Source organism: Thalassospira sp. ER-Se-21-Dark, from assembly GCF_017922435.1.
In the GTDB taxonomy this organism is placed as follows: Bacteria; Pseudomonadota; Alphaproteobacteria; order Rhodospirillales; family Thalassospiraceae; genus Thalassospira.
Map to the genome: position 1 here is coordinate 958,087 of NZ_VDEZ01000001.1, position 14,319 is coordinate 972,405.

General features: G+C 57.0%; 12 protein-coding genes. 5 read left to right on the forward strand and 7 right to left on the reverse strand.

Translation table 11 applies throughout. The features are described from left to right. Positions 1–39: 39 nt before the first annotated feature. Positions 40–1,851, reverse strand: a complete 1,812-nt coding sequence (locus tag FHI25_RS20715; RefSeq protein WP_210515415.1) for a DEAD/DEAH box helicase — start codon at positions 1,849–1,851, stop codon at positions 40–42. Positions 1,852–2,267: 416 nt separating this feature from the next. On the opposite strand from FHI25_RS20715, the gene FHI25_RS04375 reads away from it, so the two are divergent. Beyond that, complete coding sequence (locus tag FHI25_RS04375; RefSeq protein WP_210515419.1) at positions 2,268–3,938, forward strand: methyl-accepting chemotaxis protein; 1,671 nt, start codon at positions 2,268–2,270, stop codon at positions 3,936–3,938. 72 nt (positions 3,939–4,010) lie between these two features. On the opposite strand, the gene FHI25_RS04380 is transcribed toward FHI25_RS04375, so the two are convergent. Further along, on the reverse strand, positions 4,011–4,871 hold the full coding sequence (locus tag FHI25_RS04380) for a prephenate dehydratase (protein WP_040822211.1): 861 nt from the start codon (positions 4,869–4,871) through the stop codon (positions 4,011–4,013). A gap of 78 nt (positions 4,872–4,949) precedes the next feature. Continuing rightward, entirely contained in the window at positions 4,950–5,690 is a 741-nt protein-coding gene (locus FHI25_RS04385) for a 3-deoxy-manno-octulosonate cytidylyltransferase (protein ID WP_210515422.1), read from the reverse strand. A gap of 353 nt (positions 5,691–6,043) precedes the next feature. Between FHI25_RS04385 and FHI25_RS04390 the strand changes: the two genes are divergently transcribed. The 4 genes from FHI25_RS04390 (at position 6,044) to FHI25_RS04405 (ending at position 9,894) form a co-directional block, all read left to right on the forward strand. Beyond that, a complete protein-coding gene (locus FHI25_RS04390) occupies positions 6,044–6,757 on the forward strand; it encodes a cytochrome c family protein (protein ID WP_210515424.1) in 714 nt (237 codons plus the stop codon). A gap of 207 nt (positions 6,758–6,964) precedes the next feature. Continuing rightward, positions 6,965–7,747, forward strand: a complete 783-nt coding sequence (gene hisN / locus FHI25_RS04395) for a histidinol-phosphatase (protein WP_210515426.1) — start codon at positions 6,965–6,967, stop codon at positions 7,745–7,747. A gap of 59 nt (positions 7,748–7,806) precedes the next feature. Beyond that, complete coding sequence (locus FHI25_RS04400) at positions 7,807–8,592, forward strand: inositol monophosphatase family protein (protein WP_210515429.1); 786 nt, start codon at positions 7,807–7,809, stop codon at positions 8,590–8,592. Positions 8,593–8,676: 84 nt separating this feature from the next. Next, the gene (locus FHI25_RS04405) at positions 8,677–9,894 is read left to right on the forward strand and encodes a cation:proton antiporter (RefSeq protein ID WP_210515432.1); all 1,218 of its coding nucleotides are present in this window, start codon (positions 8,677–8,679) and stop codon (positions 9,892–9,894) included. 21 nt (positions 9,895–9,915) lie between these two features. Here the strand turns inward: FHI25_RS04405 and FHI25_RS04410 are convergent, their stop codons facing one another. The 4 genes from FHI25_RS04410 to FHI25_RS04425 form a co-directional block, all read right to left on the reverse strand. Beyond that, positions 9,916–10,575, reverse strand: a complete 660-nt coding sequence (locus FHI25_RS04410) for a LysE family translocator (protein ID WP_210515434.1) — start codon at positions 10,573–10,575, stop codon at positions 9,916–9,918. Continuing rightward, on the reverse strand, positions 10,572–11,072 hold the full coding sequence (locus FHI25_RS04415; protein ID WP_210515437.1) for a DinB family protein: 501 nt from the start codon (positions 11,070–11,072) through the stop codon (positions 10,572–10,574). The genes FHI25_RS04410 and FHI25_RS04415 overlap by 4 nt, the downstream gene beginning before the upstream one ends. Before the next feature lie 27 nt (positions 11,073–11,099). Next, on the reverse strand, positions 11,100–12,041 hold the full coding sequence (locus FHI25_RS04420; RefSeq protein WP_210515440.1) for an EamA family transporter: 942 nt from the start codon (positions 12,039–12,041) through the stop codon (positions 11,100–11,102). Between the two features lie 126 nt (positions 12,042–12,167). Continuing rightward, complete coding sequence (locus FHI25_RS04425; RefSeq protein WP_210515442.1) at positions 12,168–14,213, reverse strand: potassium/proton antiporter; 2,046 nt, start codon at positions 14,211–14,213, stop codon at positions 12,168–12,170. Positions 14,214–14,319 lie beyond the last annotated feature (106 nt).

The window sequence follows — 14,319 nt, forward strand, 5'->3', positions numbered from 1 at the left end:
GCAGCCCCCGTACAGTACCCGCAATACAGCGGGGCAGAATTATGCCGAACGGCGTTTCATGCCCTGGTTGCCGCCGCGACCTTCGCTGCGACCACCTTCGGCACGACGCGGACGGTCGTTGAAGTCACGACGTGCACCGTCGCGCGCACCAGCACCATCACGGGCACCATCGCGACCACGGAAGTTGCCGCCGCGATCACCACGCGGCTTGTCGGCAAAGCGACGTTCGTCACGGTTGCCACCTTCGCCACGAGGGCGGAAGTTGCCACCGCGGCCGCCACTGCGTTCTTCACGATCGCCGCGCGGTGCACGGTCATCGTTGTCAAAGCGCGGCTTGCGGTCATTGCGGAAATCACCGCCATCACGACGCGGACGATCATTGAAGTCACGACGTGCGCCATCACGGCCACCATCGCGTGCCTCATCACGACCACCAAAGCCACGGGCTGCGCGATCACCTTCGGCGCGGGCACCATCACGCGGGCCACCGAAACCACGACCGCGACCACCGTCACGATTGTCACCACGGGCACCATCGCGGCCGCCATCACGACCACCGCCGAAGCCACCGCGGCCCCTGCCACCATCGCGGGCGCCATCACGGCCGCCGAAACCACCACGACCGCCGCCGCCAAAGCCACGACCACCGTCACGGCCACCGCGACCACCACGGCCGCCAGCACCACCACCGGCACCGAACGAACGGGGCGGCGGGGCAGCATGGAATTCGTGATCTTCGTCGATATTAACATCCTGTTTGATCAGGCGTTCGATGTTGCGAAGCAGGCGAATGTCGCGCGGTTCACAGAATGAAATCGCAATACCTTCGGCACTGCCACGACCGGTACGACCGATACGGTGGACATAGCTTTCGGCATCTTGCGGCAGATCATAGTTCACAACGTGGGTAATACCCGGAACGTCGATACCACGTGCAGCAACATCGGTCGCAATCAGAACCGGGAAACTGCCATTGCGGAAGTTACGCAGGATTTTCTGACGGATGCGCTGCTGTTTGTCGCCATGGATTGCATCGCTGTCGATGCCTTCATCGCGCAGCTGGAACGACAGTTCGTCGGCATCTGCCTTGGTTTTGGTAAATACCAGAACGCGTTCGGATTCGTCACGTTTAAGCAGCTGAACCAGCAGCTTGGTCTTGTCGTGACGTTTCACGAACATGCCAACCTGGGTCACGCGCTCGGTCACGCTGGACTGCGGTGCGGTTTCAACCTTGACCGGGTCTTTAAGCAGACGGTCGGTCAGGTGTTTGACTTCCGGCGGCATGGTTGCCGAGAACATCACGGTCTGATGCGCATTCGGAAGCAGTTCAGCAACAGTCAGAACGTCTTCGGAGAAGCCCATGTCAAGCATACGGTCGGCTTCATCAAGGATGAAGACTTCGACATCGTCGAAACGCACAGTATTGCGCGACATATGATCCAGCAGACGACCCGGGGTCGCAACCAGGATATCAACGCCACGGCGCAGTTCCTGAATCTGCGGGCCCATCGGGGAGCCACCAAAGACAACAGAGGAAAACAGGCGGATGCCTTTTTTGAAATCACGCAGGCACTGGCCGATCTGGGTCGCCAGTTCGCGGGTCGGTGCCAGAATAACCGCACGCGGCTGACCCGGTTTCGGGCGCTGCGGGTTTTCGGCAAGACGCTGCAGCAACGGCAGGCAGAATGCAGCGGTTTTACCGCCACCCGTATGGGAAATACCCATCAGGTCCTTGCCTTCGAGAAGTGCAGGAATCGTCGCGGCCTGAATTTCGGTCGGCGCGGAGAAACCGGCAGCTTCAACATTGCGCAGCAGGGGCTCGATCAGGTTGAGCCCATTAAAATTCGTCATAAAGGAAAGTCCTTCGTTTATCCGGTCGGCGCCATGTTAACGCCTGTGGGTGCCTGCCCAAACGAAGTCATGACCGGTGCGCGGCAAAGAGCAGCCACTGCGTCGGACCCTGCATGAGAGGCAAATGATGTGAGGCATCGACGTCATCACGCCGAACCCGCCCTCGCCTTTTCATACAGTTCCTGACAGCTCATTCTGTCTTTGCAAGCGAAGGAATGAGCGGGGTGATACAGGGCATTTGACCATAAGTCAATCAATCCCCGCGCCGATCAGCCATGCAAAAACGCATTCCCCCGGTTATTGGGGTTTGTGGCCGTCATAACCATGTAACAAATATCGCACGCAATATTAATCATTTGGTTCTCAAATCATGTGCATATAGTGCGATCACTACAATCGCTTGGAAGGGGATAATCATGCGATTTCGGGTCGTCACCGGGATATTTTCCATTCCCGCCATCTGCCTTTTGGTGCTGCTGGCAATTATCGCCACAGTCGCCCTGAACTATCAAACCAGTCTTCGAAATGCGAAATTTGAACAGATTTCGAATTTGACCGAGGGTGCGGTCACGATCGTCAATAATTACATCGCCAAAGCCAAAAGCGGCGAGATGACCGAAGACGAAGCCAAGGCTGCGGCCCTGGATGTGCTCAATGCATACCGGTTTGACGGGCAGAACTATATCTATGCCACCGATTATAATTACTGCATGCAGCTTGATCCGCTGAGCCCGGAAGATGTTGGCAAGTGCAATCCCGACAGCAAGGTGCGCAACATGATTGTTGCCGCAGCCAAGGCAGGCGGGGATGTAATCCTGTATGAAACCAAGAAGCCGGGCGAAGGTGACAAACTGATCGAGAAAGCCGCCTATGTGCGCCCGATCAAGGAATGGAACTGGGCCCTTGGCGCTGGCGTCTATATGGACGATGTTCAGGCAGAATTCATTTCTGTCATGCAGCGTATTGCGATCATTTCGGTTATCGCGATCATCATTGCAGGCGTTTTGTCGTGGTTTGTCGGCACACGCATCACACGCAGCATTATCGGCCTGAACAACAACATTCGTACGATTGCCGAAGGCGATTACAAGGCCCCGGTTGATACCGAATCCCGCTTTGTTGAAATTGGCGACATGGCAGCCGGTGTTCTGGCACTGCGTGACAAGTCGGCACAGGCACAGCAGCTTGAAGCCGATGCCGCGGTTCAGAAACAGAAAGCCGAAGAAGAACGCCGCAGCAATATCCGCGCCATCGCCGAAAAGCTTGAAAGTGAAGTCGGTGGCATTGCCAAGGCCGTTGATCGTTCGGTCCAACGCAGTGCAGATCTTGCGGTGAGCATGTCACAGAGTGCGGATGGCATTCTGGGCCAGAGCCAGCAGGTGGCATCCGCCGCCGGTGAAGTTTCCCAGAACGTCGATGCGGTTGCCGCCGCGACCGAGGAACTTTCATCCTCGATCACCGAGATCAACGTTCAGATTTCGCAGATGTCGAACACGGTGGAACGGGCAACCGATGAAAGCCAGAGCGCGTCAAATGACGTTGCCGGCCTGTCCGAGACCGTTGAGAAGATCAAGGAAATCATTGGCCTGATCAACGATATTGCCGGTCAGACCAACCTTCTGGCGCTGAACGCGACCATCGAGGCTGCGCGTGCGGGTGAAGCGGGCAAAGGCTTTGCGGTTGTGGCAAACGAGGTCAAAAACCTTGCCACCCAGACGGCCAAGGCGACCGACGAAATCGCCGCCCAGATCAATGACATTGTTGATGGCACCGAACGTGCGGTCACCGGCATTTCGCGGGTTTCGGAAACCATCGAACAGGTTCGAACCGCATCAACCGCAATTGCCGCTGCCATTGAAGAACAAGGTGCGGCAACGCAGGAAATCTCGGGCAATGCCAACCGCAGTGCGGATGGTGTGAAACAGATTTCCCAAAGCGTTGATGAAACCATGAAGAACGCCCAGGGCACGACCAACGATGCAGATGAACTGAAATCGGCATCAGCAGAGCTTTCTGATCGTTCTGCCGAACTGACCCAGATCATTCATCGTTTCTCGACCGACTTGAAGAACCAGGCCGGGTCGTAAGAACCTGATATCAAAAAAGGGCCGGACATTGATTTGTCCGGCCCTTTTTGTTTTGCGAATTCTTTTTTCCGCCTATTCGGCCGGAAGGTTGTTTTCCTTGCGGAAGGAATGCGCCGGATAAACACCCAGAATGCGGACTTCGTGCGAGAAGAATTGCAGTTCTTCGAGCGCGTGGCGCAGGCCGAGCTGTTCGGGGTGGGCTTCGACCTCGGCAAAGAACTGGGTCGCGGTGAAGTGGCCTTCGACCATGTAGCTTTCAAGCTTGGTCATGTTGATGCCGTTGGTGGCAAAACCACCGAGTGCCTTATAAAGGGCAGCGGCGACGTTGCGCACCCGGAAGACAAAGCTTGTCACCACCGGGGTGCCGTCATTAGGAATGTCAAGCGGTTCACGGGCCAGAATGATAAAGCGCGTGGTGTTGTGTTCGGCGTCTTCGACCTCGGTCCGGAGCACATCAAGGCCATAAATCTCGGCTGCCAGCACCGGTGCGATGGCGGCAATCGATTTATCGCCGCGATCAGCAACTTCCTTGGCACAGCCCGCGGTATCCGGGCCGACCACGGCATTCACACCGAGTTCCTTGCGCAATTTGCGGCATTGGCCAAGCGCGTGAACGTGGCTGTGGATTTCCTTGATGTCTTCGATCTTCGTACCCGGTACGCCAACCAGCGCATGGTTAATGCGCAGGAAGGTTTCACCAATAATATGCACACCGGATTCTGGCAGGATGTGATGCACGTCGGCGACACGCCCGGCCAACGTGTTATCAATCGGGATCACGGCCAGATCGACGTCGCCGTCTTCAAGTGCGCTAAAGGCGCCTTCAAAGGTCCTGTACGGTACTGTCGTTGCACCCGGAAAGGCGCGACGGGCTGCCTGATCTGAATAGGCACCGTGCATTCCCTGAAAAGCGATCCTTTGTTGCGCAGTCATCTGGCTGTTTCCTGAAGTAAATATAAAGACTTGTTATAGGGCCGGCCCGGTTCGGGACGGCAGGATAGAAAACCCCAATTACGCGCCCAAGACAAGTCGCGCGCGTTCAAGGTCTTCTGGTGTATCGACACCGAGCGGCACGCCATCCACCAGGGCGACCGCAATCACCATGCCGTTTTCAAGCGCGCGCAGCTGTTCAAGCTTTTCACGTTGTTCGAGTTCTGCCGGGGGCAGGGAAACGAACCGATCAAGGGCCGCACGGCGATAGGTATAAAGACCGATGTGATGATAAAGCGGCCCGTCACCATAGGGTGCGGTTGCGCGGGTGAAATAGAGCGCGCGTGCGACACGCCCCGAACCAAAGGCCGCGACGGCCTTGACCACATTGGGGTTGGTGCGTTCTTCGTCGCGTTTGATTTCTGCGGCCAAAGTCGCGATATCGACATTCGGGTCACTGAGCGGTTCAAACACCGCGCGGATGTCGGCGGCGTCAATGGTCGGCAGATCCCCCTGCACATTGACCACCGCATCAAACTTGCCTTCGGGGTCGAATGTCTGGAGCGCCTGATGGACGCGGTCCGATCCGCTGGGCAGATCGGGATCGGTCAGAACGGCAATACCCCCGGCAGCCGTGACCGCGTCGGCAATTTCCTGTTCGGCGCAAGCGACCAGAACCGGACCGATTCCGGCCTCCGTCGCGCGACGCCAGACCTGAACGATCATGGGTTCACCACAGATATCGGCCAGCGGTTTGTTGGGCAAACGCGTGGACGCCATGCGGGCGGGAATTACAACAACAGGATTGCGCGGGGTCGACATTTCTTCACTCCGTTCAGGCACAAAACACCCGTTTTTTGATCTTGCGCAAAGCGTGGTGTGAACAAGCAATGGCAGAACACAGGTTCTTAACCGGCGCGACATTAGCCGGTTTTGGTGGGGGGACGAAAGGCGGAATCACGTTTTGCAGAACACTAGACGAAAGTTCTAAGGCAAGCTTGTTCACCTTGGTGTTTAAGAAAGGTTGATGCAAATCGCTGAAACGTATAGTTTCCCACCGACCAGTTTTGCCTGCGGTTACACGTGTGTTTCTCTTGATCGAGGATTGCCGGGGACGCATGGGTAGAACATAAAGATAAAACCTGAGAGTGATTAGGCTGTAACGGGGTCCCGTCATGAACACGATGGAAATCAACAAGATCGTCGCCGGCGTTATTTGTGCTGTGCTTCTGGTAGTGGTTGTCGGCAAGGTCGGCAGCGCACTGGTCAGTCCTGAAGAACTGGAAGCACCGGTATATCCGTTCTCCGAAGATGTGATGGCGGGCGCAAATGCCCCTGCTGCTGCACCGGCAGAACCGGCAGGCCCGGAACCGATTCTTGCCATGCTGGCCTCGGCCGACATGGGTGAAGGCGAGAAAGTCTTCAAAAAATGCGCATCCTGCCATGACGTCGAAAAAGGCGGCCCGAACAAAACCGGCCCGAACCTTTATGGCATCGTTGGTGCCGCGTTCGCGCACAAGGATGACTTCTCCTACTCTGACGGGATGGCCAACCATGGTGGCACCTGGGGCTTTGAGGAGCTGAACGAGTTCCTGTACAAGCCGCGCGATTACATCGATGGTACCAAAATGAGCTTTGGCGGTCTGAAAAAGGCCGAAGATCGTGCCGCGGTTATTGCCTGGTTGAACACCAAGTCTGACAACCCGGTCGCCCTGCCCGATCCGGCAGCGGTTGAAGCCACCCAGGCCGCAGAAGAAGCCGTTGACGAAGCCGCCGAAGCGGTTGAAGAAACCGCTGATGATGCCGCTGACGCCGTTGAAGGCGCTGACGCCGTTGAAGGCGCTGCCGAGGAAGCCGGCGACGCTGTTGACGCGGCCACCGCGCAGTAATAACACAAGCCAAAGATATCGCCTGACCGAAATTTATGGTCAGCACAGAACATGCAGGGGACAGGAAACTGTCCCCTGTTTGCGTTTGGGGGTTTGTCGTTTGGGACTTTATATATGGCGTCCTTGCCTTCTGGGCCCAAAGCGGAAATAGTACCGGCCATAACCATACCCCGCCGCCAGACATCAACCGCCTGCAGGAATGCCTTTATGGAAAATCTCGATCCGTTTTTGGAAATCGCCCACAAACTGGCCGATGCCGCACGCCCGGTCGTGCGTAAATATTACCGCACCCCGGTCGCGGTCGATGTGAAGGCCGATGACAGCCCGGTGACGATTGCCGACCGCGAGGTTGAACGCACCATGCGCGATATCCTGAATGCCGAATTGCCCGACCACGGCATTCTGGGCGAGGAACATGGCCGGGAGAATGTTGATGCGGAATATGTCTGGGTGCTTGATCCGATTGACGGCACCAAATCGTTTATTTCCGGCAAGCCGAGCTTTGCGACCCTGATTGCGCTTTGCCACAAGGGCACCCCGGTTCTGGGCATTATCGATCAGGCGATTACCGATGAACGCTGGGTCGGCGTGATGGGACAGGCCAGCACCATGAATGGCGTTGAGATCAGCGCACGCGAATGCGAAGACCTTAAGAGTGCCACCTTCTTTACCACCGCGCCCGAACTGTTCAAGGGCGATGCCGCCAAGGCCTATCAGGCGGTTTCGAAAAACTGCCGGGTGCCGATGTATGGTGTTGATGCCTATGCCTATGGCCTGACAGCACTCGGTCTGGCTGATACGGTGGTTGAGATCGGGCTTCAGGCGTATGATTTTTGTGCGTTGGTGCCGGTTGTCGAGGGGGCTGGCGGGGTTATGAGTGACTGGTCGGGCAAGCCGCTTCATATCGATAGCGCAGGCGACGTTGTTGCCAGCGGGGATGCCCGTTGCCATCAGGATGTTCTGGCGACGATCAAGGCGGCGATGGCCTGACAGCCTTCATTGCCGGGACGCACCACCGCAAAACTGACCTTGCCGACACAGGATATCCGATGACCAACGACCACCCGTTTCTTGCCATGGCCCACAAGCTTGCCGATGCGGCGCGCCCGGTGCTGCAAAGCTATTACCGCAAGCCGCTTTCTATCGATGAAAAGGGTGATGCCAGCCTTGTGACCGATGCCGACCGCGCGATCGAGCGCACCATGCGCGATCTGATCAATGCGGAGCTTCCCGATCATGGCATTCTGGGCGAGGAATACGGGCCGGAAAACCTTGATGCCCAATATGTCTGGATCCTTGATCCGATTGACGGCACAAAGTCGTTTATCACCGGCAAGCCCAGCTTCAACACCCTGATCGCGCTGTGCCGCAATGGCAAGCCGGTGCTGGGTGTGATTGATCAGGCGATTTTGGATGAACGCTGGATCGGGGTCGAAGGGCAACCGACGACATTGAATGGCAATGTGGTCACGGCGCGTGAATGTGCGCACCTGAAAGATGCCACCATTTTCACCACTGGACCGGATCTTTTCGTTAAGCCAAACGCAATTGCCGGATATGAGGCGGCTTTTCGTGCTGCCAGGCAGCCTATTTACGGCATTGATTCATATGGCTATGGCCTGATTGCCATGGGGTTTGGCGATGTGTTGGTGGAATCCAACCTGCAACCCTATGATTTCTGTGCCGCTGTGCCGGTGATTGAAGGTGCGGGCGGGATCATTACCGACTGGGATGGCAATGCCCTTACGATGCACAGTGGCGATCTGGTGATTGCCAGTGGGGACAGCCGCGCCCATGCCGAGGGGTTGGCGGTTTTGCAAAAGGCCATCGCGTAAGGCCGTGTGATGCCTTAAACATTTGGCGATCAGGCACCTTTCGGGCACACTTGCCATGATCAGGGCAACAGGTTGGGCAGCGCCATGTTTGAATGGGTGATCATTCTTTTTCTCGGCTCCGGGCTGGTGTACGGCCTGCAATCGCGCCGCCTGCAACGCCGCAATATTTCATCACCGATGATGATGGTCCTGACCGGGATGCTGGTCGCCTTGCCGCTGGGCATCTGGCACAGCGCGCCGATGGATGCGCTTTCGGGCAGCATTCATTTTGCCACCGGCTTTGCCGAGATGACGCTGGCGATCATTTTGTTTCTGGATGCGGCGGTGCTCGATTACCGCAAGGAAAGTGCGGCGCGCAATATCGCGATCCGCTTGCTTTTGATCGGGTTGCCGCTGACCATCGGGGTGACGTGGGCGTTTATTGTCGGGCTTGATGCCTCTATCGGGTTGGTGCCAGCCCTGATTCTTGCGCTTATTGTCAGTCCGACCGATGCCGCCCTTGGCCGACCCGTCCTTGAAAACAAGGGCGTGCCCGAACCTGTGCGCCAGGGCATCAATATTGAAAGCGGGTTTAATGACGGGTTGGTCTTGCCGGTCTTTACGACCGCCGTTCTGCTGGAAGCCAATCTTCTGAGCAACGGACATCAGGGCTGGGTCGCCGAGGCGTTGCTTGAGATTTCAATCGGGGCGGTGATCGGGGTGGTCAGTGGCTATGTGATTGGCCAGGTGGTCAATCACGCGGTCAAGAGCAGGACCATCGTTGCGCGGTTTGAACGGTTACTCGGCGTTCTGGCGGCCCCTTTCATTTTCCTTCTGGCCGAGGAATTGGGCGGCAATGGTTTTGTCGCGGCGTTTGCCGGCGGGCTTGCGCTGAATATTTCGAGTGACAAGGTCAAGGACGCGATCGAAAGCTTTGGCGAGGCGGAGTCAGAGCTTCTGACCATGCTGACATTCTTTGTCTTTGGCCTGATCGTTGTGCCAGCCCTTTATGAAAGCTGGACCTGGACGATGCTGGTGTTTTCGATTGCAAGCCTTGCTGTCCTGCGGCCGCTTTGTGTGTGGATCTGCATGATCGGCAGTCCCTATAGCCTGGGCGAAAAGCTTTATATCGGCTGGTTCGGACCGCGCGGGATTGCCTCGGTGATTTATATGCTGATCATGGCGACGATGATTGATCCGGGCGCGTTCAAGCCGCTATTTGCCGCCGGTACCATGATCGTCTGCATCAGCGTGGTTGGCCATGGTATTACCGCTGCCCCGGCATCACGGGCATTGGTCAGCTATCTGGCGCGGAAATCCTGAGCAAGGCAGTTTTTTTTCAGGCTATTGCTGGGAAATGGCAAGACGGATGCCAAGAGCGATGAACATGCCGCCAAGGGCGCGGTTCAACCAGGCGCCGAGCTTGCGACTGCCCTTGATCCGGCTAGCAGTCGAGGCCACGGCCAAAACCAGCATGCCCTCAACCACAAAGGCAATCAGAAGCACCATCAGGCCGAGTACGAGAAACTGCACCGCGCCATTGCCACGGGTTGGATCAATGAATTGCGGCAGGAAGGCCATAAAGAAAATCGCCACCTTGGGATTGAGCACATCAATCATCACCCCCTGACGCCAGGCGGCAAAGGCGGTCATCGGTTTGGTCGAAATCGGGGCAGCCGGTTCATCGGAATGCGCATCACTTTCTGATTTGGCAAAGCTGCTGCGCAGCGCGCCGATCCCCAGCCACACCAGATAGGCCACTCCGATCCATTTGACGATGGCAAAGGCCAGCGCCGAGGTGGCAAGGATGGCCGACAGGCCAAAAGTTGCCGCCAAAACATGGACAAAGGCACCGGAAATCACGCCAAGCGATGAAAACAGGCCGATCTTGCGGCCATGCACCGCGGTTTGCCCGACAATATAGGCCATATCCGGCCCCGGAGAGATATTGAGCAACAGGGCGGCAATCAGAAACGGCGTATAGGCAACGAGAAGTTCGATCATCCCAACTGATCCCGGGCGAAAAAGACCAGATCAATCTCAAGCGGGCCCAATCCGGCCTCGATCAGCATGTTGGACAGCTGCCCGCGATGATGGGTCTGATGGTTGAACATATGCGCCAAAACCAGATCGCGCGGCATGGTATAGGCATCACCCGCGACTGTGTTATAGGTCAGATCGGCGGTTACCTCGGCATCGGTCAGGCCGTTGGTGAACTCTATGATCGCCTGATCTTCGGCCACGCGGGCGCGGCGGAGTTCATCGAAGTTTTCATAAAGCACCGTGTTGAGCGGCATGGCCACGGGACTGCCAAGCAGGCGGCTCATCCAGATGCGATCAGCCACCAGGATATGATTGAGCGTGCGCAGGATCGACGGGAAGAAGGCCGTACGCGGTGCATCGAGTTCGGCGGCAGGCAATTTCGCGCAAAGCCCGTAGGCACGCGAATTGGCCCAGAGATTATATTGCGCCATGCGTTCGAAATAGGCCGCACCGTTCATCTTGTTACTCCGTCTTCAGGTCTGCGATCAGGGCTTCGCTGTCGGGTTTGTTGCGCAAGTTGGCGGTACCGGTGCAACCTGTTCAAGCACCTTGGTCGCCGGTTTGGGAACCCGTTTGGTCAGAATAACCACGTTGCCGACCAATGTCAGCGCCACACCCCAGATTATATTGCCCGTCCAGTGGAAATCCTCAAACCAGGTCGACAGCAACAAGGCGACAATCGGGAACATCACCGAGCTATAGGCCGCACGATCCGGGCCGATCTTGCCCAAAAGTGTCAGATAGAAGCCAAAGCCCAGAACCGATCCGAACAGGGCGAGATAAACCAAAGCGGCCAAGAAGCTGGCACTGGTATCAAACGACACCGGGATTCCGGCAAGCGCGATATAGCCAAACAGCAACAGCGTGCCATAGAGCATGCCATAAGCATTGGCCTGCATGACCGGAACCCCGCGCGCATGGTTGCGTGCGGATGCCATATTGCCAAGCGATGCGATGTAAGCCCCCGCAAGGGAGACCAGAAGCCCGATGCTGCCGCCCGTGGTCAGATCGAAGGCGGCCAGATCATTGGCAAATACCATGGCGATCCCGGTAAGGCCGATCCCGGCCCCGATCAGGGTGCGGGTTTCGGGACGGCGGCGGAAAAAGATCACGCCATTAATCATATTCATGATGACGATGGTCGAAAACACCACCGCCAGAAGCCCGGACGTCAGATGGATACTGGCGACATAGATCAGGACATAGTTCAGCGAAAACAGACAGACGCCCAGAACCGCCATGAAGAAATGATCGCGCACACCAAAGCGCATCGGCAAGCGGCGCAAGCCACACCAGGCCATCAAAATCAGCGTTGCCAAGGCAAAGCGATAGGCCACGGCCACTTCGGGGGCGACCGAAAGCTGATACTGAATGGCGATCCAGGTCGATCCCCAGATCAAGACAACTGCTGCGTAAAGACCGAACATGGTCCTAGGACTCCAAAAGAATTGAAGCCACAATTTAGGGCAGTTCGGAACCGGCGCCAAACCAGCTTTTTTGATCCAGTCATTAGCCAAACTAATCCAAAGACCGGAAATCTAATGCATCGCCGATCAGGATTTCTTCGACCGACCTGCTTTGCCGGGCTTTTTGCCGCTGTCTTCTGGTTCGGGGGCTTCATCGCCGTCTTCGGGGGTATCACCGGACGTGTCGTCAGCCGTGTCGTCAGCCACATCGTCGATATTGTCATCGGATGCGCCCGGCACGTCGGGTGCCTCAGTCACATCGGCCTCGTCTGTGCCATCATCAATCTGCTTGGCCGTTGATGATGTCTGATCGCTGAGCGCCGCGTTCTTTTCGGCGCGTTTGCGTTTCTGCCAGTCTTTCCAGATTGCCAGCAATTCGCTGCGCGACTGGAAGATCGGAATGCGGCGTTTGGGTTTGGCTTTTTGTTGTTCAACCGCCAGGCCGACCTCAAGCACGCCATGTTCGTCATCGGTGCGGCGCACGATCAGTTCCACCGTGCCATAGGGCATGCGATCACCGAGTTCGAGATCGCCGGGCAGATCACGTTCGAGGATTTCTGCCACGGTGCGTTCGGTGTCATCAGCCTCGACGGCAAAGCCATACAGACGGCCAATATCGGCAATTCGGGTATCGGCAGGGAAGCTGAAATCGCCAAACAGTTCGACGTCATTGGCCCCCTCGGCGGGACCAGCAAACAGTTGGTCGAGCAGTTCGACATGCTTGGGCGGGGTGATGATATAGACCTGATCGCCGCCCTGAATGGGCCCGGCGGAATGCGGGCGCAATGACGCGCCATCGCGCAGGATCAGGCTTGGCCGTGCCCAGCGCGGAATACGATGACCGGTGGCAACCGCACTGGCTTCGTGAACGCGATAGACAACGATTTCCTGATTGGCATTGCCGGGCAGTTCAAGATCAATACGATCCACCGGGCCATGCTTGGCCGGGATAATGATGCCCAACCAATGCGCCATCCGCCGGATCGTCCAGCCCTGCAACAGAAGCGATGTAATCACGACAATAAAGGCGGTGTTAAATAACAGTTGCCCTTCGGGGACGCCTTCGACCATCGGCACAATCGCAAGAAGGATGGAGACCGCGCCGCGCAGACCGACCCATGAAATAAAGGCAGTGTCATTGCGCGAGAAGTTAAAGAACATCAGGCACAGCCAAACCGCCACCGGACGGGCGACAAACACCAGAACCAGCGCCAGAATCACACCCGGAAGGACAACCGTGCCAAATTCGGACGGTGTGGCCAGCAGACCCAAGGTGACAAACATCGCGATCTGGGCAAGCCAGGTGGTGACATGCTGAAAACGCCGGACGCCGACGCTCATTTTCATGTTGCTGTTCCCGGCGTAAAGACCCGCGACATACACCGCCAAAAAGCCACTGCCACCGAGAATACTGGTCGCGCCAAACAGGCTGAGTGCCAACGCCATGGTAATGATCGGCACCAGTCCCGGTTCAAGTTTGACCCGGTTGATCATCCAGACCAGCGCATAACCGCCCGCAAGGCCGAAGATCGCGCCAAGGCCGATCTGAAGGATGAAGCGTTGCAGGAGTTCAAGCGCGATGCTTTCGCCACCGCCGAGAATGATCAACTCGACAAGCGAGATGGTCAGAAACACCGCCATCGGATCGTTCGAACCCGATTCAACTTCAAGCGTGCTGCGCGTACGATCACGCAGATTGATCCCGCCAACGCGCAAAAGGAAGAACACCGCCGCCGCATCGGTTGAACTGACAATCGCCCCGAACAAAAGCGCGACCAGCCACGGCACATCGAGCACCAGCCAGGTTACCCCGCCAATCACCCCGGTGGTGATCAACACCCCGAATGTGGCAAGCACAAGCGATGGACCGGCCGCGATTTTTAACGTTCGGAGCTGGGTTTCAAAGCCACTGTCAAACAGGATCAGGGCGAGCGCGATGGAGCCGATGAAATAGGCAAGCGGCGCATTGTCGAACATGATGCCGCCAATGCCGTCCTCACCCGCCGCCAAACCGACAAACAGAAACACCAGAAGCAACGGGGCGCCGACCCGGAAACTGACCAGACTGGTGAAAACAGCCACCACCACCAGAATCGATGCAATCAGGATCACCAGATTCATCGATTCAATCATTTCGGGGGCTCCTATGTCGGCACATCAAAATGGGTTTGGCGGGTTACGCGCGCAGTACTATCACATAGTGATACTTAGGAAATGATGACTGGCAATGCCATCACCC